27 protein-coding genes are annotated in these 22,687 nt (G+C 55.2%); 14 read left to right on the forward strand and 13 right to left on the reverse strand.

Translation table 11 applies throughout. The features are described 5' to 3' along the window. Positions 1 to 276 precede the first annotated feature (276 nt). Positions 277 to 1,035 carry a M23 family metallopeptidase gene (locus tag QP888_RS08965; protein WP_284813206.1) on the reverse strand — a complete coding sequence of 253 codons (759 nt, stop codon included), beginning with the start codon at positions 1,033 to 1,035 and terminating at the stop codon, positions 277 to 279. Between the two features lie 363 nt (positions 1,036 to 1,398). Here QP888_RS08965 and QP888_RS08970 point away from each other — a divergent pair, with 363 nt between their 5' ends. From QP888_RS08970 to QP888_RS08985, 4 genes are read left to right on the forward strand one after another with little or no spacing between them, the layout of a single operon-like run. Then, positions 1,399 to 3,024, forward strand: coding sequence for a cell division protein PerM (locus QP888_RS08970; RefSeq protein WP_284813207.1), 1,626 nt, complete (start codon positions 1,399 to 1,401; stop codon positions 3,022 to 3,024). A gap of 11 nt (positions 3,025 to 3,035) precedes the next feature. After that, positions 3,036 to 3,620, forward strand: coding sequence for a phosphoribosylglycinamide formyltransferase (purN, locus tag QP888_RS08975; RefSeq protein WP_284813208.1), 585 nt, complete (start codon positions 3,036 to 3,038; stop codon positions 3,618 to 3,620). Then, positions 3,613 to 5,202, forward strand: coding sequence for a bifunctional phosphoribosylaminoimidazolecarboxamide formyltransferase/IMP cyclohydrolase (gene purH / locus QP888_RS08980; protein ID WP_284813209.1), 1,590 nt, complete (start codon positions 3,613 to 3,615; stop codon positions 5,200 to 5,202). Before purN ends, purH begins: the two co-directional genes overlap by 8 nt. Beyond that, positions 5,202 to 5,816, forward strand: a complete 615-nt coding sequence (locus tag QP888_RS08985; protein WP_284813210.1) for a TetR/AcrR family transcriptional regulator — start codon at positions 5,202 to 5,204, stop codon at positions 5,814 to 5,816. Before purH ends, QP888_RS08985 begins: the two co-directional genes overlap by 1 nt. 28 nt (positions 5,817 to 5,844) lie before the next feature. Here QP888_RS08985 and QP888_RS08990 read toward each other — a convergent pair whose 3' ends face one another. Both QP888_RS08990 and QP888_RS08995 read right to left on the reverse strand, forming a co-directional pair. Next, the gene (locus QP888_RS08990; RefSeq protein ID WP_284813212.1) at positions 5,845 to 6,855 is read right to left on the reverse strand and encodes a serine aminopeptidase domain-containing protein; all 1,011 of its coding nucleotides are present in this window, start codon (positions 6,853 to 6,855) and stop codon (positions 5,845 to 5,847) included. 10 nt (positions 6,856 to 6,865) lie between these two features. Further along, positions 6,866 to 7,744: a cytochrome b/b6 domain-containing protein gene (locus tag QP888_RS08995; protein ID WP_284813213.1), complete on the reverse strand. Its 879-nt coding sequence runs from the start codon at positions 7,742 to 7,744 to the stop codon at positions 6,866 to 6,868. A gap of 290 nt (positions 7,745 to 8,034) precedes the next feature. On the opposite strand from QP888_RS08995, the gene QP888_RS09000 reads away from it, so the two are divergent. Next, entirely contained in the window at positions 8,035 to 8,280 is a 246-nt protein-coding gene (locus QP888_RS09000; RefSeq protein ID WP_284813215.1) for a hypothetical protein, read from the forward strand. Between the two features lie 10 nt (positions 8,281 to 8,290). Here QP888_RS09000 and QP888_RS09005 read toward each other — a convergent pair whose 3' ends face one another. From QP888_RS09005 to rpmB, 7 genes are all read right to left on the reverse strand, one after another. Then, a complete protein-coding gene (locus QP888_RS09005) occupies positions 8,291 to 9,262 on the reverse strand; it encodes an electron transfer flavoprotein subunit alpha/FixB family protein (protein ID WP_284813216.1) in 972 nt (323 codons plus the stop codon). 10 nt (positions 9,263 to 9,272) lie between these two features. Continuing rightward, entirely contained in the window at positions 9,273 to 10,091 is an 819-nt protein-coding gene (locus tag QP888_RS09010; protein WP_284813218.1) for an electron transfer flavoprotein subunit beta/FixA family protein, read from the reverse strand. A gap of 106 nt (positions 10,092 to 10,197) precedes the next feature. After that, entirely contained in the window at positions 10,198 to 10,866 is a 669-nt protein-coding gene (locus QP888_RS09015) for a TetR/AcrR family transcriptional regulator (protein WP_284813220.1), read from the reverse strand. A 229-nt stretch (positions 10,867 to 11,095) separates the two neighbouring features. After that, on the reverse strand, positions 11,096 to 11,350 hold the full coding sequence (rpsR, locus tag QP888_RS09020; RefSeq protein WP_018121212.1) for a 30S ribosomal protein S18: 255 nt from the start codon (positions 11,348 to 11,350) through the stop codon (positions 11,096 to 11,098). 15 nt (positions 11,351 to 11,365) lie between these two features. Next, positions 11,366 to 11,671 (reverse strand): 30S ribosomal protein S14, encoded by a 306-nt coding sequence (rpsN, locus tag QP888_RS09025; RefSeq protein WP_018121213.1) that lies wholly within the window; start codon positions 11,669 to 11,671, stop codon positions 11,366 to 11,368. 2 nt (positions 11,672 to 11,673) lie between these two features. Continuing rightward, a complete protein-coding gene (rpmG, locus tag QP888_RS09030) occupies positions 11,674 to 11,838 on the reverse strand; it encodes a 50S ribosomal protein L33 (RefSeq protein WP_018121214.1) in 165 nt (54 codons plus the stop codon). A 2-nt stretch (positions 11,839 to 11,840) separates the two neighbouring features. Further along, positions 11,841 to 12,077, reverse strand: a complete 237-nt coding sequence (rpmB, locus tag QP888_RS09035) for a 50S ribosomal protein L28 (RefSeq protein ID WP_018121215.1) — start codon at positions 12,075 to 12,077, stop codon at positions 11,841 to 11,843. A gap of 369 nt (positions 12,078 to 12,446) precedes the next feature. Between rpmB and QP888_RS09040 the strand changes: the two genes are divergently transcribed. The 5 genes from QP888_RS09040 (at position 12,447) to QP888_RS09060 (ending at position 15,668) form a co-directional block, all read left to right on the forward strand. After that, positions 12,447 to 12,713, forward strand: a complete 267-nt coding sequence (locus QP888_RS09040; protein ID WP_018121216.1) for a type B 50S ribosomal protein L31 — start codon at positions 12,447 to 12,449, stop codon at positions 12,711 to 12,713. A 16-nt stretch (positions 12,714 to 12,729) separates the two neighbouring features. Continuing rightward, positions 12,730 to 12,903: a 50S ribosomal protein L32 gene (gene rpmF / locus QP888_RS09045; protein ID WP_018121217.1), complete on the forward strand. Its 174-nt coding sequence runs from the start codon at positions 12,730 to 12,732 to the stop codon at positions 12,901 to 12,903. Positions 12,904 to 13,177: 274 nt separating this feature from the next. Further along, positions 13,178 to 14,737: a S1C family serine protease gene (locus QP888_RS09050; RefSeq protein WP_350338240.1), complete on the forward strand. Its 1,560-nt coding sequence runs from the start codon at positions 13,178 to 13,180 to the stop codon at positions 14,735 to 14,737. Between the two features lie 54 nt (positions 14,738 to 14,791). Continuing rightward, positions 14,792 to 15,385, forward strand: coding sequence for a MogA/MoaB family molybdenum cofactor biosynthesis protein (locus QP888_RS09055; protein ID WP_284813221.1), 594 nt, complete (start codon positions 14,792 to 14,794; stop codon positions 15,383 to 15,385). A 76-nt stretch (positions 15,386 to 15,461) separates the two neighbouring features. After that, a complete protein-coding gene (locus QP888_RS09060; protein ID WP_284813223.1) occupies positions 15,462 to 15,668 on the forward strand; it encodes a hypothetical protein in 207 nt (68 codons plus the stop codon). A 35-nt stretch (positions 15,669 to 15,703) separates the two neighbouring features. Here QP888_RS09060 and mscL read toward each other — a convergent pair whose 3' ends face one another. The 3 genes from mscL to QP888_RS09075 are packed head-to-tail and all read right to left on the reverse strand — an operon-like array spanning position 15,704 to position 17,917. Next, positions 15,704 to 16,195 (reverse strand): large conductance mechanosensitive channel protein MscL, encoded by a 492-nt coding sequence (mscL, locus tag QP888_RS09065; protein WP_284813224.1) that lies wholly within the window; start codon positions 16,193 to 16,195, stop codon positions 15,704 to 15,706. Between the two features lie 33 nt (positions 16,196 to 16,228). Beyond that, positions 16,229 to 17,149, reverse strand: a complete 921-nt coding sequence (locus QP888_RS09070) for an SAF domain-containing protein (protein WP_284813225.1) — start codon at positions 17,147 to 17,149, stop codon at positions 16,229 to 16,231. A 21-nt stretch (positions 17,150 to 17,170) separates the two neighbouring features. Continuing rightward, complete coding sequence (locus QP888_RS09075; protein WP_284813226.1) at positions 17,171 to 17,917, reverse strand: 5-formyltetrahydrofolate cyclo-ligase; 747 nt, start codon at positions 17,915 to 17,917, stop codon at positions 17,171 to 17,173. Between the two features lie 155 nt (positions 17,918 to 18,072). Between QP888_RS09075 and QP888_RS09080 the strand changes: the two genes are divergently transcribed. The 4 genes from QP888_RS09080 to sepX all read left to right on the forward strand — a co-directional run bounded on the left by QP888_RS09080 (position 18,073) and on the right by sepX (position 22,686). Continuing rightward, complete coding sequence (locus QP888_RS09080) at positions 18,073 to 19,041, forward strand: UTP--glucose-1-phosphate uridylyltransferase (RefSeq protein ID WP_284813228.1); 969 nt, start codon at positions 18,073 to 18,075, stop codon at positions 19,039 to 19,041. A gap of 34 nt (positions 19,042 to 19,075) precedes the next feature. Continuing rightward, the gene (gene glp / locus QP888_RS09085; protein ID WP_284813229.1) at positions 19,076 to 20,392 is read left to right on the forward strand and encodes a molybdotransferase-like divisome protein Glp; all 1,317 of its coding nucleotides are present in this window, start codon (positions 19,076 to 19,078) and stop codon (positions 20,390 to 20,392) included. 25 nt (positions 20,393 to 20,417) lie between these two features. Then, positions 20,418 to 21,110: a GNAT family N-acetyltransferase gene (locus tag QP888_RS09090; RefSeq protein WP_284813232.1), complete on the forward strand. Its 693-nt coding sequence runs from the start codon at positions 20,418 to 20,420 to the stop codon at positions 21,108 to 21,110. A 115-nt stretch (positions 21,111 to 21,225) separates the two neighbouring features. Beyond that, positions 21,226 to 22,686 (forward strand): divisome protein SepX/GlpR, encoded by a 1,461-nt coding sequence (sepX, locus tag QP888_RS09095; protein ID WP_284813233.1) that lies wholly within the window; start codon positions 21,226 to 21,228, stop codon positions 22,684 to 22,686. Position 22,687: the final 1 nt, after the last annotated feature.

Genomic DNA, 22,687 nt, shown 5'->3' on the forward strand with positions numbered 1-22,687 from the left:
TGCCAAAAGATTCCAGCTCATGCGGTGTGTTGCTGGTGTGGTTTGTGTGAATAGTGTGATTTCGCCTCGGGTGTTTTAGGGGTGATTTATGGGGGTGGATCAATGGGGTGGATGCTGAATTGCTGGCGGAGTTTGGAACCCACGAAGTTTCTGGCACGCAAAAACCGCTTATCCCACTGCAGGAACAAATGCAGACAAGTTGCGGAATAAGCGGTATAAAAAGTTGAGTGCTAGCTCGTTTAGGGGGCTTAGATGTGTCTAGTGTAGGCGAAGTGCTTACACGTGGATGCCACGTTCTGCGAGCCATGCAGCTGGGTCCACGGGGCCGCCACCGCCTGGGTGTACTTCGAAGTGCAAGTGTGTACCAGTGGAGAAACCGAGGTTGCCCATGCCCGCGATCTTTTGGCCAGCATGCACGCGCTGCCCGGTGGATACATCCAATGATTCCATGTGGCCGTACAGCGAAATGGTTCCATCGTCGTGCTGGATGCGGATCCAGTTGCCGTAACCGGAAGCCGGGCCAGAATCTAGAACCGTGCCGTCCATGATTGCCAGAATTGGGGTGCCGTTTGCGTTAGCGATGTCGATGCCGTTGTGGAAAGAGCCCCAGCGTGGGCCAAAACCGGAGGTGAAGGCGCCTTCGGCTGGCTTGACGATGCTTGGTAAACGGGAACTTAGGTCCTCGGCGATGCGTTCCGTGGAGTGAGCAACGGCCTTGTCGAGCTGTTCGGCCAGGTTGGCGACGGGGCGGAATTCATTGATCTCTAGGATTTGTGGAGTTGCGCCAATCCCCGGAAGGAAGGTGTCTGCGTCGTTGGCGAGGGTGTAGCCCACATCTGTGGTGCCAGCGTCGACGGTTGCGTCTTGCTCTGTAACTTCCGCGGCGTTGATCTGTGCAGCCGCGGCGCCACCGATGCCGGCGGACGATACAGTCCCTGCTGCCACCGTGACCAGGGCGATGCGTCCCTTAGCGGTTTGTGACGCGTTAACCTTGCGGTGGCGGCCCCCACGGGAGCGAATGGAAGAACTTTGCATCAATAGTTTCCGTTCCTGTTTCAGCAATTCTCGACTAATTCGGTGCATCGTTTCCCGATCAGCATGCTGGCCAGTAAACGAGCGTTGAATTGTAACCTGTCTGTTATCTAACGAATGTAACAATAATGTCTCAGCCCCGATCGATCAACTCAATTTCGGAAAAATTTGCACTGTTAGCTGTGTTATCCCTTACATGGGTGTAACTAACCGTAAAATATGGTGCCACTGTAAAATCTGGGGCCTGTGGGCTGGGTGTGACTTCCGGGCCTCTGCCGGATCGGACTTAATGAGAGTAACGCCAACCGTGGTATTTTCGACGCGCCACGGTGGTCTTATTCGTTGAACATGGCAAAGTAGTACACGATGAATAGCAATTCGAGCCCGCATTCCCGTCCCGCGCGCCGTCCACAACGACGGCCTCGTACTGCTGTTTCTGCTCACCATGCAGAGCTACAGAGTAGCGCCCGACGCTCTCGTGACGTGACGCGTCGTGATGCAACACGCTCGCAGCGTCGGAAGAAGACGTCGGCAAGCTCTACGGCGCTACCCGCTGCTGCTCATCTAACAATGGGGCAGCGCATCCGTAAAGTTGGGCTAACACTTGCCATTCCACACGCGGTGATCATCATGTCGATCATCGTCATAGCGGTCGCGACGTTACTGATAACTTCCTCATCCATTGCGGTGTTGCCCACGGTCATCGCAACGGCATGGTTGGTCTTTCATGCTGCGCCAGTGGCAGGCGAGGGTGTTGTTATTGCCGCAGTACCGTTACTACCGGCATTGCTGACGATCGCATTGTCTGCCCGACAAGTGCATGCCAGCGTACGGAAACGGTTCAGCATTATTGATCTGTTGATGGTGTTCGCCTGGAGCTTAAGCACGCCGTTGCTGCTTACCGTGATTGCCTTATTTATGCTTGCTGACGCCCAGACGGTGTATCCCGTGGCGGTGCCGCCGATTGGCCCAGTGCTGGTCTCGGTCCTTCTTGTGCACCTGGTGGCGTTTGTGGTTGGTTTAGGGCCGAACGCATGGCGGGCACTTGCACGGCGCTACCGAGTTCCGTTGTCGATTTTCGACGGTGTTGTTGTTGGCGTAAAAACACTTGCAGCGCTGTCTGCTGCGGCGGCGGTTGTCGGATTGATTTTGTTTGTCGTCGGCTGGGAGCGGCAAGCAGAGATCATGGCTGCTTACCCACAAGCCGAATCTGCCGCAAAACTCGCCTTGGTTCTGCTATCCCTGGCATATATTCCGAATGCCGTGATCGGTGTTGGTGGTGTGTTGCTCGGCTCCGAATACCAATTTGGCGCCGCCAGCGTGTCCTTATTCGAGACCCATTTGGTGCCGCTGCCGCCTTTGCCGGTGTTTGGTGTGATTCCGGTTTCGTCGGCAAGCTGGGCTTGGGTCGGATTATTAATCCCAGTGGCAGTGATCGTTGTGGTAATGCTGCGAATGCGTCCGAGCCCGGTAATGACCTTAAGCGCAGGCCTGGCAACGTGGGTAATTGTTGCGCTCGCAGTGTTGCTGACCGGAGGAGAGGTTGGCGCCTATAGCAATACCGGTTTGCCTGTGTTGTGGACGGCAAGCTTGGCGCTGATTTGGGTTGGCGGTATTGCCTTGGCAGTCACGCTTATGTTGCTGGTGTTTCAGCGTCGTCAAGCGCGCGGGGAAATTGAAGAAGATCCAGCGGACTACGACGAACAGGAACTGCACATGTTGGCTGACGACGCGGTGCCTGCTGAACAAGCGCAGGGAGAAGGAGCCGAAGACTCGCAGGACGCTGGCTCGGAAGAATCGGAAGAATTGGGTGAACAAGCCGATGCATCCGATAAGACTGCTGCATCCGATAAAACTGATGTAGTCGAAGATAGCGGTGAACTCGACGATGCCGATGAACTCGGTAAAACTGCGGCTGCTCAGGATGGCTCTAAGAATGACTCTGAGAATGAAAATAATCGTCAAAATGACGAGTCCAAACGTACCGAGTAGTCTAGTGAGATGTGAATACACCTCTGCGACTGACTGCCTTGGTATCGGGAAGCGGCACATTATTGCAGGCCCTCCTCGATAACCAGGACGATAATTACGCCGTTGAATTAGTTGTCTCTGATCGTGATTGCCCAGCGCTTGAGCGCGCCCGAGATGCGGGCGTAGCTACCGCGGTGGTGCCGATGTTGGATGATCGTGCACAGTGGGATGAGCAGCTTGCTGCATCAGTCGGCGCACCCGATTTGATTGTCTCGGCTGGGTTTATGAAAATTTTGGGCCCAAGTTTCGTACAGAAATTCAATGGTCGCCTCATTAATACGCATCCGGCTTTATTGCCGTCGTTCCCCGGTGCTCATGCAGTGCGCGACGCGTTGGATTATGGCGTGAAAGTTACCGGATCGACGGTGCATTATGTTGACGAAGGCGTCGACACGGGCCCGATTATCGCGCAACGAGCTGTAAACATTCGCGCAGATGACAGCGAAGATGAGTTGCACGAGCGGATTAAGAAAGTAGAACGCGAATCATTGGTCGCGCTGCTGCGTTCGGCCGAGATTGAGCAGACTTCGAGGAAGGTAGTTTTTCAGCATGACTAATTCAGAGCACACCACAATCAAACGCGCACTGATCAGTGTCTATGACAAGACCGGTTTGGAAGAGCTGGCTCAAAACTTGGCTGATGCAGGCGTAGAAATTGTTTCTACTGGCTCTACAGCGAAAGCGATTGCAAACTCTGGGGTCGTGGTCACCCCGGTGGAAGAAGTCACCGAATTCCCAGAATGCTTCGATGGGCGGGTGAAGACCCTGCACCCACGTATACACGGTGGAATCCTGGCGGACCGGTCCAAGCAAGAACACCGTGATCAGCTTGATCAGCTGAATATCGCGGCTTTCGACTTAGTAGTGGTGAACCTGTACCCATTTGAAGAGACCGTGGCTTCTGGTGCGGGTGTTGATGAATGCATCGAAAAGATTGATATCGGTGGGCCAGCTATGGTCCGCGCTGCTGCAAAAAACCATAATTCCGTGGCCGTTGTTGTCGACCCAGCTAATTACGGCGCAGTCGCAGAAGCAGTGGCCGGTAACGGCTTTAGCCTTGCAGAGCGTCGACAATTGGCGTTGGAGGCATTTACCCACACCTCGAAATATGACTTGGCGGTGTCTTCATGGATGTTCGCTGAACTCGTGGCGGATGCTGAAGATGAGTCCGAATCCAGCGTGGCCCAGGATGTTCCTGCTACCCAGCTGCGTTATGGCGAAAACCCGCACCAGGCTGCGTATCTGGAACGTATTCCGGGAGCCGGGGGCGTCGCGAATGCGCAGCAGTTACACGGCAAGGAAATGAGTTTCAATAACTACCAGGATGCTGAAGCTGCGTGGCGTGCTGCGCACGATCATCAGCGTCCTTGTGTAGCGATCATCAAGCACGCGAACCCCTGCGGCATCGCAGTTTCGGATGATTCGATCGCGGAGGCACACCGTAATGCGCATGCGTGTGACCCGGTATCAGCGTTCGGTGGTGTGATCGCCACGAACCGGCCGGTGAGCGTCGACATGGCCAAGCAAGTAGCAGAGGTGTTTACTGAGGTCATTCTGGCGCCAGAGTACGAAGACGGTGCGGTAGAGATTTTGCAGGGCAAAAAGAACATCCGCATTCTGCAGGTCGATGACGCGCAGCTGGCAGACGATTCTGGTTCCTGGGATACCACGGTGATTTCTGGTGGTGTGCTTTTCCAAGAGCCAGATTGTTATCAGGCAGAAGGCGATCAAGCTGCGAATTGGAAGTTGGCTGCAGGCGAGCCGGTGGGTGATGAAGTTCTCGCGGATCTTGAGTTCGCGTGGCGGGCGGTGCGATCTGTGAAGTCGAATGCCATTGTGCTTTCCCGTGGTTCAGCTACCGTCGGTGTGGGTATGGGGCAGGTGAACCGCGTTGATTCTGCGCGATTGGCTGTGGAACGGGCGAATACGCTTGCCGACGGCGAGCAGCGCGCCAACGGTGCAGTCGCTGCCTCGGATGCCTTCTTCCCATTTGCCGACGGGCTGGAAGTGTTATTAGATGCTGGCGTGAAAGCCGTCGTCTCGCCGGGTGGTTCCATCCGTGATGAAGAAGTTATTGCCGCTGCGGAGAAAGCTGGCGTGGCGTTGTACTTCACTGGAACTCGGCACTTTTTCCACTAGTGGCACCGAGTTCTACAGCCCGTTGTTCTACGGCCCGTTCGCAGGCGAAAGAGCGCCGTCGCACAGCATTGTTTCGTGAGGCGGCGCGCATTATTGCCGAACGTGGTTTCCACCAGACTCGCCTGGCAGATGTTGGTGCTGCCGTCGGTATTTCCGGCCCAGGGGTGTATCGGTATTTTTCCAGCAAAGATGACATGCTGGCGCAATTGTTGATCGATATTTCATCCCGCCTGGTTGCCCGAGGCCCCGAGGTCATGTATGAACATGGCAGAGATGCGGATCCCCGGGTGGTGTTGACCGGTTTGGTAGCAGCCCAAACCCAGATCGCTGCCACCGAACCTGATCTCATCCGAGTACAAGAGCGGGAGATTCGTAATCTTGCCGACGAAGAACTTTCTCGCGTGAAGTCATTGCAAATGACCTATCTGCACATGTGGGTGGAGGTGCTGCAACGGTGTCGGCCAGATCTGGATTATGAACGCGCGCGATTGCGGGTACAGCTGGCTGCGGGAATGATTAATTCTTCCCGCCATGTTTATCACTGGGCTGGCGGTGATTTGATACGCGAACAGGGCACTCCCATGGCGGTGGCAGCAATGCTTGCCGAAGCCTAGGTGACCGAATCAGTGCTGGCGGAGCTAGCTATAGTTGACTGACAAATTTTTCGAAGCGGTGAGCAATAACTTCTGGTTGGCGTGCCCACCGATTGTGGCCAAGTTGTTCAGGGTATTCCTCGATGCTGATATCCGCGTTGGGCATACCAGCAGCAAGATTCTCGGAGGCGCCTCGTGTGCAATCCGCGTCGTTGTCGAAGCGGGTGAGCACAACCGGAATCGTGAGATTGTACTTGGCATCTTCGTAGTCGCGATCCTCGCCAAGCAAATTACGCTGTTGGTTGGTATGGGAATATTTTCCCCATTCCAGCATGATGTGCTTTGCTTGACGTCCGTAACCAGTGAGATCCAATGTTCCTGCTGGTTGGTAACCAATCGCCGACACGATGGCTTTGATGATGACGGTACCGATGCGAAGTTTGCGTCTGATGGAGCCAGAATAGCCAGGATAGTAGGGGCTTCCCGCACCCACCCCTAAGAACCCCAGCACGTTGAGTTCTGCGGCTTCGTTTCTGGTGAAAAACAGAGGAGCGATTTGACCGCTCAGGGAATGGCAAAGAAAGACCGTGGGATGGTCAGCAGCGAGCCCGAGATCTTCTTTGACGGATTTGATGGTCAAAGGATAATCCTGCGAAGCTAAATGGTGATAACCCCACGTGTGTGCACGCGTGGCTTGTGCCGTCGAGGTTCCTTGCCCACGTAATTCTCCACTGGCGACGAGAAAACCTCGCGTGGCAAGCTCTCGCCCCATGGGATCGAAATAACGAGCTCCCATTCCAAAACCAGGCCAAATAATCACCAACGGCTTAGTGGAACCCCCAGCAGTGGATCCATTCGTTCTACTACTGGACTGGATAGCGGCACTGTCTTGTGTATCAGGCGCAATACCGTCACCTTTGTCGTGGTCATTGTGCGCACGGTGGTGTTTCGGCTCAAAGATCCGGACCTGTGAAGTGGAGTTATCAGGCATGGTTACTTCGAGTAGCCGCGGTGAATGAGGTTGTGGACTCGTCGGCTGGGAACTAGGAATAATAGGCATAGGACATCTCCTAACGGGCAGTCACGTTGCCGAATATACGCGCGAGCGGTGCTAGAACCATTGGTCGGGCAAAGACGACCGCTGCGAACGTGGCTGCCAATCCGATGACGAAAAAAACAAAACCAGACCAGTTTCCGGCGTAGACCGCAGGATCTGGATCTCCTTGTGCAGCCCACACATGGTTGAGGTTACGCAGCGTACCCGTCGCAAAGACCATGAGCACGTGAATTACGGTAAAGACTATGAAATACACCGCGATTGGCATATGGATTTTGCGGGCGATGCTGATGGGGTAGATGCTGCTGAACGCCTGCGATTGAGGCCAGAGGGTAGACATGCGTAAACCTGTGGCAATGGCGAGCGGAGCTACCACGAACACGGTGAAAAAATACAACAATAGCTGTAAACCGTTGTAGTGCACCCAACCGTTTTCGGTCGGCCAATCCAACGATGCGTACTGCACAGCAGCAGAAGCCGCATGCGGAAATACATCCAAGCTGGTAGGAATAATGCGCGCCCATTGCCCGGTGGCAAAGAGCAAGACAAAAAAGATTACGCCGTTGATGACCCACAGCAGATCAAAAACCAGGTGCGTCCAGATGGTCAGACTGATCTTCTGTGCAGATTTCTTCTTTGGTGCCCAATACGCCGGTGCTTTGCGCTCGTAGCGGATCGACAGCCCCGTCTTGATGATCAAGGCCATGAAGAAGAAATTCAGGAAGTGTTGCCAGGAAAGCCATGCCGGGAACCCAACTGGTGTACCTTCGGGAAGTTCCGGGTGTCCGTCGTAGTGTGCGATGAATTCTGCGCCGGTCGTAGTGTGTAAGAACCAACGCGCACCGACAACGATGAGTGCAGCGAGCGCGATGATGCCGCCAAATGCAATCAAGCCACCGCCAAGCCATTGCTTCAGACTGAATGGGCCGTATTCGCGGTCGAGCCAAGAATCTGTCTTCGATTGCTCTCTGTGTTTTCTAGAACGTGCAGAAACTGGTGCAGGGCGTCCAGTTTCAGTAGATCTGGTGCTTCTGGCAGGGCGAGTGGGTGCAGCCGACTCAGTAGGTTCAGTATGTTTAGTAGGTTCAGCAGGCCGTGGTGCTTCACTGAGCACAGGGGATTCTGTGGAGCCGGTGGAGACATCCGCCGACTCGGCTGTGTGCGGGGCATCGTTGCTTTTAGATGCGGATATTGGAGGCCACGGGCTACCACCCGGGGTTCGTGGTAAGCCTTGGCGCAACACAACGAGTGATGATGCTGTGCTTGTTGCACCGCCGTTTGCGGGTGCGCTGTGTGTTGGCACGGCATTGGACGCTGGCTGGATATCTGATGCACGGTCTGCGGCCTGGTGAGCATCAGTTTTGGTTACTGGTGGCCATGGCTCGCCACCCGGAGTTCGCGGAAGCCCGCGACGGAGAACCTGCGTAGAACTCATTGCTTAACCCTTTCGCTGTGCAAGCAAGCTCGTGAGCTGAGGGAGGATGTCGACGACATCGCCGACGACACCGAAATCAGCAATATCGAAGATTGGTGCTTCTTCATCCTTGTTAATTGCAATGATGTGTTTGGATGACTTCATACCAGACACATGCTGGATGGCGCCGGAAAGTGCAAGTGCGAAGTAGACATCAGGCTGGACGGAAACACCGCTGTGCCCGATCTGAGCCGCGGGATCCGCATAGCCAGCGTCAACAGCAGCCCGCGTAGCACCGACAGCACCACCGAGGGCGTCGGCAAGATCTTCTACGGCCTGAAATTCTTCCGTGGAGCTAAAACCGCGGCCGCCGGCGACGACAACTTGTGCGTTGGGCAAAGCAGCGCGCCCGGAGGTCTGCGGAATTGCGGTGGACTCGGTGACAATCGCTGCGTGTGAAAGCGTTGTTGCCTGTAATTCTGTTATGTGTCCTGTGCCAGGTTTGGCGCGTTTCTCGACTGTGTTACGGCGCAAAGTAATGATGGGAGAATCAAAGGTTGCTGCGGAAGTGACGTAATATGTATCGCCAAGGACTGAGTGGTAGGCGATGATGCCTTCGTCGTCGCGATCGATACCCATGACGTCGGATAGCAAAGCGCGTTGCATACGCACAGCAGCGCGTCCTGCGAGATCGGTGCCGTCTGCATCTGCAATACATATAGTCGCAACTGGAGAAAATTCTGTAATCGCTTCTTCTACAGCGGCAACTGCTGAACCGAGCTGGCTATAATCTTGCACGACTATCGCAATATGTTCAGCGCCCGCTTGGGCAATTGCATTAGTGGTGGTCTCGTCAACTTCGCCTGGCGCAATCAGGAGGACTACTGGAGTTCCAATAGCACTTGCCGCCCCGCACAATTCAGAAATTGTTTCCGGGAGCTCACCATCGGCAGCTAATTCGCAGACGACAAGGACGCAGTTGTCAGGGTAGGTCATGGGGGTGCTCCTAAATAAGCTTGTTGCTCTCGAGGTAGTCGACGATCTTTTCCGCAGCGTCGCCCTCGTCATTAATCTTGGTGCCAGCCTCGCGCGCTGGGGCTGGCTGCACAGCTGTCATGATTGCACGTGGGTGAGAAAAATCTTCTGCGTCGACACCTAGCTCTTCGAGGCTGAAATTAGTCACCGGCTTTTTCTTCCCTGCCATGATGGCTTTGAAATTAGGAAAACGAGGTTCTGGGAATACCTCAGAGATTGATACCACCGCTGGGCACGATGCTTTTAAGGATTGCACCGCAGACGTGGTGCTGCGAGACGCTGTGATGGTGGCGGTGCCGGATTCGGATGGCTCGAGGCTAAGTGATGTTAAATGACTTAAAAGGACAACACCGAGGTGTTCTGCGAGCATGGCTGGTAAGGCGCCAGAAGCGCCGTCGGAAGAGTGCGTGCCCGCGATGATGAGGTCGTAGTCTCTCTGGCGTAATGCTGCAGCTAAAACCTCTGCAGTCACTGTTAAGTCCGCGCCTAGCAGCTTGTCATCGTGAATATGAATTGCTTCATCGGCCCCCATCGATAACGCGCGCCGTATAGATGTCAGCGCGGCCTCGGGAGCCATAGAGATGACCTCGATAGTAATCTCCCCAGCAAAGCTGTCAGCGTAATGCTCTTTTAGGCGGAGTGCTGCTTCTACAGCACGCTCGCTAATTTCGTCGAGGACCATGGTGGCCGCATCTTCGCCATCCCGTCGCTTCAGAAGGCCGGTTTCTAAACTGAGCTCCTGCTGTTTATTTGTATCGGGGACTTCTTTCACAAGGACTGCGATGCGCATAGATGATCCTTTCGGCAATCTTTCGGGGCTATTAGAAGCTTAGATGGCATAGTTCCATTGAGCGCAACCACCCGTTGTGCGAAAAACGGCCGCGGTGTTGGTGTAGTTACTTGTGGATCGGAATAAGAAGATCCAGAGTCCGTTGTTCCCTTTCATCCGGCAGGGGGGCGCCAATGACTGCCATGGCTGCGTCGGCAAGCATAATGGCCGCTTCTGGCAAGCTGTCATCACGCAATGGTTGGGGAGCGACGCCGTCGTTTGGCCGCATCTCGATGGTAGAGAGAGCTAAGTGGAAAGGAAGATCCACGCGAAGATCGTCGGCACCAACAATTTCTGCGGCTGATTGCCGGAAATACTCCGCTAAGCGCGCCTTACGACGGTGGTAATCATCGAACTCAGGAGAATTCGCCACCGGCAACTGATACAAGCGCCCCACATTCCAGCGCCCGGAAAGCAGTAATCGAGATTCAGCAGCTACCAGAGCCCACAAGCGAAGCTCCACAGGATTATCAGATGTGGACAGGAATTGCGCCAGTTTTAGGGAAGGCTCAATCGTCGAATTCAGCAGGGTAAGGAAAATTTCTGCCTTAGACGGGAAGTGGTAATACAACGATGCCTGACGGATTCCGACAGCGTCAGCAATCTGGTGCGTGGAGGTCATCGCAAAACCTTGCGTGGTAAACAGCTCTGCGGACGCGTCCAAAATCTCCTCGCGCGCGTTCGCGCCCCGTCGACGTGGACGGTTTTTGCGCGGACGGCCGACAGTCCCCGTCATAGATGACCTCCCTTAACCTTCACTCTTAACCTTCACTCTGTCCGAGAGCGTGCTTGCTAGAATATTCGTCTCTTATGGTCTCAAAAATATTGCTAGGCAATACCCTTCAAGAGTACACAACAACGAACGATGGTATAGCGATACACAAAACCCCGGTTCATCCAAAGACAATGGATAAACCGGGGTGAAATGCTGATGGCTGCTGTTGTTGCCTTGTTCTAGCCCGTCTTTAGCGGGTAGTGAACGGCAGGAGTGCCATCTCGCGTGCGTTCTTGATGGCAGTAGCAACCTGGCGCTGCTGCTGCGGGTTCAAGCCGGTGACGCGACGGGAACGAATCTTGTGACGATCCGAGATGAACAGGCGCAAGGTTTCAGTATCCTTGTAATCCACCTGAGTGATGCCACGTGCCTTCAAAGGGTTCTTCTTTGGGCGACGGGACTGTTCCATGCGGAACTTCTTTTGGTTATTGCGCTTCGAAGCCATGGTGGTGTCCTCCCTTTACCAGCTGGACTTACGAACGCCAGGAAGCTCACCGTTGTGGGCCATCTGACGCATACGGACACGGGACAAACCGAACTTACGCAGGTAACCGCGAGGGCGACCGTCGTGAGAGTCGCGGTTGCGAACACGCACAGGGGAAGCGTCGCGTGGCTGCCGGTTCAGTTCGAACTGGGCATCCAAGCGCTCTTCTTCGGACTTGGTTTGGTCTTTGATGATTGCTTTGAGTTCAGCGCGACGCTCCGCATAGCGGGCAACGATTTCCTTGCGCTGCTCATTCTTGGCGATCTTTGACTTTTTAGCCATTTCTATCGCTCCTCGCGGAATTCGACGTGCTTACGGGCAATCGGATCGTATTTCTTCAAGCTGATGCGATCCGGGTTGTTGCGCTTGTTTTTGCGGGTCACGTAAGTGTAACCAGTGCCCGCAGTGGACTTCAGCTTGGTGATTGGACGAATGTCATTACGGGCCATCGTTATACCTTCTCTCCCCGTGCGCGGATCTTCGCGACTACGGATTCAATGCCATCGCGGTCGATGATCTTGATTCCTTTGGTGGACACGGTCAACGTGATGGTCCGGCCTTCAGAAGGCAGGAAATAACGCCGACGCTGCACGTTGGGGTTCCAACGGCGAGACGTGCGGCGGTGCGAGTGCGAGACTTGCTTGCCAAATTCTGGCTTGCGTCCCGTTACCTGGCAAATAGCCGACATGGGTAATCTTTCTCCTAGCCGCCCACATCGTGACTGATTGCGACAACACCCGGTGAGGTCCTTCAAAAGTGAGGGTGTGAGGGAAAAGGACCTGAAGTGTTGCATATGACCAGTTGACGGGGCGTTTGCGAACATTTCGACAACAGCACTCAAAAACGTTACACCGTACAAGAAGAAAAACCAAGTGTAGCGGGCGGTTTTCTAAAATTAACCTTGGTCTGTAGGATAACTAGAGTTGTCCATTGTCGAACCCAACCTGGGTGCGATCTTCGGAAGATCTACTGCGCACAACACGAGAGTTCGTGCCGTTGCGCGGTGTCGGTCTGAATTGAAGAACCGGCCCAGTTACTAACCTTAGGGAATCGAGAGATGAAAAAAGATATTCACCCGGATTACCACCCAGTGGTCTTCCAGGACGCCGGTACCGGCACGCAATTTTTGACTCGTTCAACCGCGAAGTCTGACCGCACAACTGAGTATGAAGGCAAAGAGTATCCACTGATCGTTGTGGATGTTACCTCTGAGTCTCACCCGTTCTGGACTGGTGCTCAGCGCGTCATGGATACCGCGGGTCGTGTGGAGCGTTTCCAGAACCGCTTCGGCGCCATGGCTCGTCGTCGCAAGAAGAACTCATAAAGGAGGGTAGAAGAACATGGCAGTTCCAAAGTTTAAGAAGTCCCGTGCGAACACCCGCATGCGTCGTTCCCAGTGGAAGGCTGACAATGTCGCCCTCCAGGAAGTCAAGATTGACGGTCAGACCGTCCGTATTCCACGCCGTCTGGTGAAGGCCGCACAGCTTGGTCTCGTAGACGTCGAAGAATTCTAAAGACAGAGTTCGGGATATCATGAGATAAATTTGGCCGCTGCAGGAGGTTTCCCGTAGCGGCCAAATCACTATAACCCCAGGTCTATTACCCCGGAATACGGGAGTTAGACTCTGGGGTTTTTGTCTATCTGTGCAAAGGCTGTGAGGATGCCACGTGATGCTTGGTAGGGTGGACGGGAGCAAAAACTACTTAAAGCTTATTCTTACACAGTCAGCAGGGTTTCAAAACCGGTAATACAGCGAGAAGACAGTCAGGGCTTTCATAATGTCATCCATGAACGAAAACGGATTCCGCGGCGGCGAGAGCCAGTTTGGTAACGACCAGCCTAACGGCGAGCACCCGCAACAGTCAGCATCTGAGCAAACTCCTTCTCTGTCTAACTCAGATAATTCTGGCAACTCAGACAATCCAGACAGGTCAGCGTCGTCTTTCCCGTCGCCCTACCGGTCGCCGTATCAATCCTGGAACAATGCGCACGCTGGCGACAATCCTGCTTCTTCTGGCCAAGGCCAAGCAGAAGGCCACGTACAAGCGGTAGGGCACATCACCGCCCGCCATGCGGCTGAAAATGCAGATTCACAGGCAACGCCGGAGACTTCTAGCAATCCTGCCTGGCAGCAGGGACACACGCAACCAATTCGGAACGGATTCTCTGCGCATGGTGGGGCTCAACCGGGGGGACAGGAGTCGCTGCAACCGCAGGATTACATGCGAGGAATGAATGCACAAGCAAGCGCCCCAGTAGCGAAGAAACCAAAACGCAGCGTCGGTCTGGTACCCGCTGTCGCATTGATGTTGGCTGGCTCTGTTGCGACCGGCGTTATCACCGGCGCAGTTGTTTCTTCAGGTTCAGGTATCAGAGAACAGCCTGCGATCACCGCGAGTGACAATCTCAGCCATCCAGTGTCCAATAATCAGGAGCCTGCAGCCGAAGGATCCGTGGAACAGGTTGCCGATAAAGTTGTTCCGACTGTCGTGTCCATCCGAGTTGCTGATCAGCGCCAGGTTGCGGATGGCTCAGGTTCTATTATTTCCTCGGATGGCTATGTTTTGACCAACCACCACGTCGTTGCCAGCGGTGAAAATGGGCAAATCCATGTCACGATGAGTGATGGAACCCGTCACGCCGCGGATTTTGTGGCCTCCGACCCGGCAACCGATATTGCCGTCATTAAGATTCGTGACGTCGAAGGGCTGCCAACGATTAACTTTGGTAATTCCGATGATATCCGCGTAGGGCAGCAGATCGTTGCTATTGGTTCTCCTCTCGGGCTTAGTTCTACAGTGACCTCGGGCATCGTGTCTGCGACGGACCGCCCCGTACGTGCTTCCCAGCAAGGCGGAGAGTCTTCGCTGATAGATGGCATCCAAACAGACGCCGCGATTAACCCGGGAAATTCTGGTGGCCCACTGGTCGATATGCACGGCAACCTCATCGGCATGAATTCGGTGATCGCGTCGCTATCAGCATCGAATGACCGGGCTGGTTCGATTGGCTTGGGCTTTGCGATCCCATCGAATTTTGTCGCCCGAGTGGCGCAACAGCTCATCGACCATGGGGAAGCTCGCCATCCATTGCTCGGTGTGCAAGTCGATGCCCGGAACCCAGTCAACGGCGCTCTGGTGCTGGCTGTGGAACCAGGTAGCCCCGCGGATGAAGCAGGGCTACAGCCTGGTGATGTGGTCACTCGGCTGGATGATCGACAGGTCGATGACTCGGATACATTGATTGCCGCCACACGTTCGCACGAGTTCGGTGATACTGTGACCCTCGAAGTGACTTCGGAAGGATCACAAGAGCCGCGAGAGGTAGAGGTAACGCTGTCGAACTAGTAAGTTACTAGTTAGCTTTGCCCCTCGCTCACTCGATAAGCACCTGGAGTTGGAATGTCAGAAGAATCTGATTTGCGCGCTACGAGCGCCGCACGGCCATCATTGCTGGATTTGGATGATCCAGACGCGGAATTCTTCTTGGCCGCAGAAAAAGAAGGCGATCTTCCTGCTTATCGACGCGCACTGGTCGTTATTGTTACCGATCGCGAGCCAGAATCCTGGGAAGATACTGGGAGACTGGTGACTGAGCTTCTGGCTGAAGATGACTTCACGGTCGATGGCATCGTGATTGTTCGCAACGATCAAGCGCAAATCCGACAAGCGATTGAAACTGCAGTCGTTGGTGGAGTCGACCTCGTCGTCTCCATTGGCGGAACGGGGGTCGGCGCTCGCGATTGCACTCCAGAAGCCACCAGCAGTGTGGTCGATATGCGAGTTCCTGGCGTAGCTCAGGCTCTGCGCTCATCAGGGCAAGCCTGCGGCGCGGTCGATGCTTGTACATCCCGGGGAATCTGCGGGATTTCTGGGTCCACGGTGGTTGTTAACCTGGCATCTTCCCGGGCCGCCATTCGGGATGGCATGGCGACCTTGGGGCCTTTGGTGCACCACTTAATCGACCAATTGCAAAAGCATTCCTTGGATTCCTAGTTGACTTGCTAGTTGACTTCGTAGTTGACTCAGCCAGCTGAGGAAACCTGAAATGGTAGGAGAGTAGGCGTTATTCATGCATGCCGACGAATCGAGCGACGACGATGTAGATAAGCTACATACTCGTGCACATCGGGCCGAGCGGCGCAGGCGTGCAGTGCGTATCTCAAATACTGCGGATTATGACCGCGGTGCGGATAACGCAAGCGGTGTCGGCGGCAACGATGAGGGTTTTACTGAGGAGTTTTGGCTGGAGCAACGTCCCCCGCACAGTGTGTACTAACTAAGCATCCACAATTACTGGTAGGCAGTAGATTCTTAAAAGGATTCGGTTTCAGGTGCACTTTTAGATCGCTCAGTCGGCTGAGCATGGTGGGACTGTGTGGACATGCCGGTGGTATCGTCGCGCAATAAATCGCGGATTTCCGCCAAGAGTTCATCAGTCGTTGGCTGTGGCTCTTTGCCTTCTTCTTCGTTTTCGCTTTTGCCAATGCCAAGGCTGCGTTTCCGGGCATTTTCCAGCTTGTTGATTGGAACGATGATAATGAAATATACGATGCCTGCGACGATGAGAAAGTTGATGACGGATGTGATGGCCGCACCGAAATCCAGGAATGTGGCCTCGTTATCAGCGTCCAGGTAGAACCCGAACCCGGAGACATCCGCGCTACCGAAAGACGCAATTAACGGATTGATGATGTGATCAGAAATCGAGGTCACAATCGCGGTAAACGCCGAACCAACGATGACGGCAGTTGACAACTCGATGACATTGCCGCGCATGATGAAATCTTTAAAACCTTGCAACATGGGGTTGGATTTTAGCTGAAATAATAAAAGTATTTATGAGTCACCCTTTCCGGTTGCTCGTTCACCGGTGAGAACAACAGTCAGCGGTGTTGATAACGACGCCACAGCCACGCGTTGTGCCGCACTGCTGGGCAGCGCAAGCATGACGGTGGCCCTGTTACCTGCAGAAGTGGCCTCCCGGGCGATGATGACACGAGCTCCTTCGGCGATCACCGTGGAATCCTGGATAGGCATGGGGCTAACAGGCGGAACGGAGTTATGCTCTCCGAATTCTGTTGGCTTCGTTGCGGCAGGAGGTGCTGGAGCTGCATGGTCAGCACTGCTATTACGACGAACATCGACTGCATCCTTGCTGCCCTCGGAAATCACGGACACGGTATCTCCATGGTTAAGCAAGGGGATAACTTCCGGATCAGCTAAAGAAATTGGCACCATGTGTGCTGATTCTGCATTCTTTCCTTCTTCCCCCATGGCACCAGATTCTTGTTTGTCGCCTTCCTGATCGTCGGTGCTGCTCCCATAAACGAGCGTGGCTGTCAGTTCTGAACTGATAAAACGCGATCCAGTGACCACCTCGCCAGGCTCCGCAGCAGATACCGCTACTGTGCCCATGACATCTTCCGTCGCACTGAAAGCACCGTCTGGTGTGAATTCGGTTGGCCGTTCACGCAACGCAACATCATTGATAGTAATCATGGCGCCTGCTTCCACGTGCCGGACAAAAACTACTACCTCGGGGTCGCTGCTATGACTGCGCACAGCCAACACGGCGGCCACGCATACCAACATCCCGGCAAGGCTGCGCCGAAGCAATACCGAGCGCCGGTATCCCGGGGTGCGCAATTGGTGGAATAAGGCAGAAAGACCTGTATTGGCACCGCCTTTCTTGCTTGCGGTGGAATTAGTTGTGGCTTGCTGCGAATCGTGGCGCGTCGCTCGTAAGTGCTTTTTCATATCGCATTAGACCGCGTCCAACTAGGAAAGGTTCCGGACACCCATTTCTGTCATGATCTTATCCACGGCACAGTCACGATGATCGTGGGGAACAGAAGCACAGACTTCCGAGGCGAAAACCAGCCCGAGTAACTCTGGCATGCAGCTGGCGGCAGATTCTGTGCGAGTAGAAACATGGGCGCGTGCTTCTGCAATCGCTTGATCATAAAAACCAGCGCCTTTCCCCAGACGATAACCGTCGCGAGCAATCGCGAGAGCAGGAACAACAACCAGGTCTAGCTGGGGTAAGCAGTCGGCACTTGCGATCCCAGGGCCCACTGGCTCTGAAACTGGTAACCGCGGATTCGGGATGTGCAGTGAATCTGGGCCAGCATAACGCGACCAATGAAGGCGAGCGTTTGGCAAGCAGATCGGTAGCCAGAGCTCGTCGACGTCGGTGTCTAAGGCTTGCAGGAGAAAACCTGCGCCTGGTTCGTCGGCAAGCGGTACGTAAGCCGCGATTCGTAGTGGCCGTCCCTCGCGCCGCAGCGATCGCACGTACTGTGCTGTGTGTTCGGCCATCCGCGAATTTTTTGTGCGCCAACTATCCGCATCGTGGCAATCGCGTCGACGGGCCTTAGCGTGGTGAGAGCGCAGCGCAGCTTTCGCTTCTGAGAGTTTGCCCGCAGGGCAACTTTCATCGTCGGCGCCCGTAAAATGAGTATCCTCAGCGTTACCAGAAGGCCGAGGAAAGTGAGAAGAACTCATGGAAGACCGTGGAGAACTCATGAGTCCAGAATAGGGCTTTCGAAACGCAGACAGGTGGCGACAGCCATATTCTGGTTCGCACAGCCATCGTGGCAGTGCAAGCTGAGCACAATTACCGAACCTGTTACCGGAAAGCCGTGGCCAATTGGAATCGGCGACCAGGTATTGTTTTGAGCATGTCTCTAGATTCTTCCGGACTCACACAGGCCTCCTCGCACCCAAACTCCGATGCGGTGCACACCGTCGTAGTCCCAGCAGCAGGCTTGGGAACGCGGTTTTTGCCAACGACGAAAACTGTGCCGAAAGAACTCCTACCAGTCGTTGATACCCCAGGCATCGAGATGATCGCGGAAGAAGCAGCAGCCTGTGGGGCTGGGCGCTTGGCGGTTATCACGGCGCCGAATAAGCAAGAAATCATGCGACATTTCGCTGATTTTCCGGAGCTGACTGACACGCTGTATACCCGAGGAAAAGAAGAACAGGCACGGAAGGTTCAGCGCGCCGGGCAACTGATTCACCCGGTGGCGGTGGAACAAGAACAACCGCTCGGGCTTGGTCATGCCGTCGGATTGGCAGCTGAGTTGTTAGATGAGCACGAAGATGCTTTTGCCGTTATGCTTCCCGACGACTTGGTGCTGCCGATGGGCGTGATGAAAGAAATGTGCCGTGTCCGCGCGCAGCTTGGAGGATCGGTGTTGTGTGCGTTTGAGGTTGCGCCAGAAGAAACCGTGAATTATGGCGTTTTTGATGTGGAACCGGCCGATGAGATTGCGGGCTTGCCTGCAGATCGGGTGCGCAAGGTCAAAGGCATGGTGGAAAAACCAGATGCCGGACAGGCACCTTCTACGCTTGTTGCCGCCGGACGTTACCTCTTGGATCGGGAGATTTTCTCCGCACTCGAGCGGATTACCCCTGGTAAGGGCGGTGAATTGCAACTTACCGACGCCATCGAGTTATTGATTCAAGAAGGTCACCCTGTGCATGTGGTTGTGCATCAAGGAACACGCCATGATCTGGGCAATCCCGGTGGATTCATTCCAGCGAATGTAGATTTTGGCTTACAGCACGAGAAATATGGTCCAGAATTGTACCAGTCGGTAAAGAAAATTTTGGCGGAGTATGAAGCAGAACACGGGATTTCTTAAGTAAAGCGGGCGTGCCCAGGAAGGTAGATCATAGATGCGTTCTGTTGAAGAGCAGCTTGCGCTGATTACTGATGCGGCCATGACCCCGGAGCCGGTGCGCATTGCGATTACCGACGCGCTGGGAATGATGTGTGCCGAGGAGGTGCAAGCAAGCCAGCCGCTGCCGGGGTTTCCGCAGGCAGCTATCGATGGTTATGCCGTTCGAGCTGTAGACATTGGGGGAGAGCGCGCTTTGCGCGCAGCCCCATCCCGAGTGACAGCGGATGCAGGAGACGCAGCAGGCGACGCATCGCCATTACCGCCCACCCCACTAGCAGCAGACAAATCTCTTCCAGTAGTCGGCGAGGTCCCGGCCGGCTCGCGGCAACCGTTACGTCTCCAGCCGAAACAGGTTGTCCGGGTACACACAGGCGCACCCTTGCCGACGCTGTCCGATGCTGTGCTGCCATTGGAATGGACGGACCGGGGCCGTAAACGTATGACTCCACACCGCGCGGTCCGTTCGGGAGATTTTGTGCGTCGCGTTGGTGATGACATTCAGCCTGGAGACGTGGCTGTGGCTTCGGGCGCTATTTTGGGGCCAGCCCAAATTGGGTTGTTGGCGGCGGTAGGCCGGGAAAAAGTATTGGCCTACCCACGACCGCGCGTGTCGATTATTTCTTTTGGTCGCGAGCTGGTTGATGTGGACCGCGATCCTGGTCTGGGCCAGGTCTTCGATGTGAATTCGTATTCCCTGGCCGCGGCAGCGAAGGATGCAGGCGCGGATGTGCACCGGGTGGGCATCGCGGAAGGCGAACCGCGTCGTATTAAAGAGATGCTGGAATCGCAGATCATGCGGAGCGAGATTATCGTGATCTCCGGTGCTGTTGGTGGTTCTGGTGCTCAGGTAATGCGGGAAGTTCTCGATGATCTCGGGGATATCGATACCAGCCGTGTGGCAATGCATCCTGGATCTGTACAAGGGTTTGGGTTGCTGGGTAAACAGCGCGTGCCAGTGTTTTTGTTGCCGTCGAACCCGGTGTCTTCGCTGGTGATTTTTGAGGTTTTCGTTCGTCCACTGATTCGTTTGTCCCTAGGCAAGGGCAGCGCACACCGCCGACTTGTACGAGCCCGGTCGATTAATCATTTGGCTTCTCGTCCTGGGCGGCAGGGCTATATTCGAGCGCGGCTGATGCGCGATGCACAAACCAGCGATTATTTGGTGGAGGGCTTAGGCGGAGCAACCGGGGCACCTGCACACTTGTTGGCGGGTTTGTCGCAGGCGAATGCCATGATTCGGATTCCAGAAGACGTCGATGAAGTACGTCCGGGGGATGTAGTAGAAGTAATGTTTTTGACGCAGCGGGCGTAGTGGGTGCACGAATTGCGGTTGATTCATGCTTGATCCGTTTGGCTTAGCTGCTTGGCGCACGAAGAATCCAGCCTCTGGCCCAACTAATCCTGTACACCCCGGATGGCCCGAGTCGACCCCGAACGTCACTACAGCGCATGGTGATCTGGTGCGACTACGTCCATTACGGCGCGGGGATGGCGAATTATGGTGCGAGATGCGGCTTGTCGACGAATCCTGGCTGCGCCCAGTGGAACCGACCGCGCCGCACGGGTGGGAAGCGGCGCATACAAAAACCGCGTGGACGGAATACCTTCGGATATTGCACGCACAGTCACGCCGCGGGGAGGTTATCCCGTTGGTGGTTGAACTCAACGGTGCATTTTGCGGGCAGTTGACGCTCGGTGGCATCCAACACGGTACGGCTGCTAGCTGTTGGATAGGTTATTGGGTCGCTTCATCGGTGATGGGGCGCTCGGTCGCGACAGCAGCGCTTGCGTTGGGCATTGACCACGCGTTCCAACGAGTCGGGGTGCACCGGATTACCGCGACGTATCTGCCGGATAATCCAGCGAGCAGGCAGGTCATTATCAACAATGGCTTTCGTGACGAGGGCCTGCTGCGAGGATATCTGCATATTGACGGCTCCTGGCGTGACCACCATCAATCGAGCCTGCTTTCCGACGATTTCGTGGAATCTGCGGTCGCGCGGTTACGCGCGCATGGACGCCTGCTGTGAGTTTTCTGAGTTCTGTGAAGGTGCGGCGTGCCTGGCGAGTCGATCACATAGTTCCCAGTAGTCTAAAACGATAACTAGCGTCGGTGTGCTTATTTCGGAAGGTGGCAATTTCCTCATGTCAACAACACTGATCATCGTTTTGATCATCGTCGTCTGGCTCGTTGTGCTTGCGCCGCTGATCTTCCGTGGGCAAAAGCCGATTCGTCATTCTGGCGAGGGGTTTAATGACACGCGCGTGGTGTTTTCGGGCGGTAAAGACGTGCTGAAAACGCCAATGCGTCCAGGATCGGCGGCCGCTCGTCCTGTCTCGCACCTTGACCGAGAGGGGTCTGCTGACTACGAGCTGGTGGAAGCTGAGGAATACGAGATCGTTGATGAGCCGTGGAGCAAACGGGATGCGACGGAAGAATCCACCGGGATTGATGGTGACAACGAGACCGCTGCCGATGCTGAGGGTGCAGTAATCGAAGGCGAGCTTGTCGACTCCTCCGAGAGTGCTTACGATGCTGTTGACAATGACGAGACTGTTGCCGCAGGGTCTGCCGCAGCCCACGATGCTACTGAACAATCTGCCGAACGAACTGCTGATTACGGCGAGGCCGCAGTCGCGGCTAGCGCCCATGAGGCAGGAGATGAAACGAGTGCGCAGGGCGTTCATCCACGCGTGGTTATTTCTGAACTGGCACCAGAAGAAATGTATAGCCATGATGAGACTTACACTTCTCCGGTGGATCTTTTGTACCCGGGCGTAACTGATGCCGACGCGGTGCTAACGAGAAGCGTTGCAGATAGTGCCGACAACAATGCTGACGATGACGCGGAATCCGGTGCCGAAAAAGCCATTGAGACCGCTGCGGCGAACGAGGTCGAGATAGCACCTGCCACGCAGTCGGGTGATCACGAGATGGTATTCGTTGATGATCGCGCACGTGGGGTCACTGCTGCAGCGGCACGCGCAGACCGTGAAGCGGAATTAACCTTGACAGAAGAAGAGCTTGCCTTCGCGGCGCGTCGTTCGCAGCGTGGTGGCTGGAACCCAGAAGCTGAACGCCGACTGCAAGCTCAACGCACCAAGCGTCGCCGCAACACGTTGCTGGTGCTAGCAGGATTGGTTGTGGTGTTGGTGGCCACTGCGATCCCAGTCGGCGGTTGGTTCTGGGCTCTGCCTGCCGGTGCTGGTCTGCTCACTTTGTTTTACCTACTCGCCCTACGCGGACAGGTACAGCAGGAACAAGAACTACGTGCCCGACGTATTCGCCAGCTGCGCCGTGCGCGCATGGGAGTGCGGAACCGAGAAGACGATGAGCACCGCCCATCCGTCAATCCCAACCTTCGTCGACCTGGCGCCACCGTGCTTGAGGTTGATGATGCCAGCCCAGATTTCGATGAGCTGGCCACTGTGGATTACCAGCAATCGGAAAGCGAGTCAGCCGATTATGCCTCGCGCCCGTTGCGTCGTCAGCAATATGCTCGCCAGCAATACGTTCGTCGCGGCCCGGCATTGCGCAGCGTAGCCGAAGACGGCTCGTTGACGGACGAGCACGTGGTGCGCGTCGGAGGCCGACGGGTAGTCTAGC

Source organism: Corynebacterium sp. MSK297 (assembly GCF_030232885.1).
Classification (GTDB): Bacteria; Actinomycetota; Actinomycetes; order Mycobacteriales; family Mycobacteriaceae; genus Corynebacterium.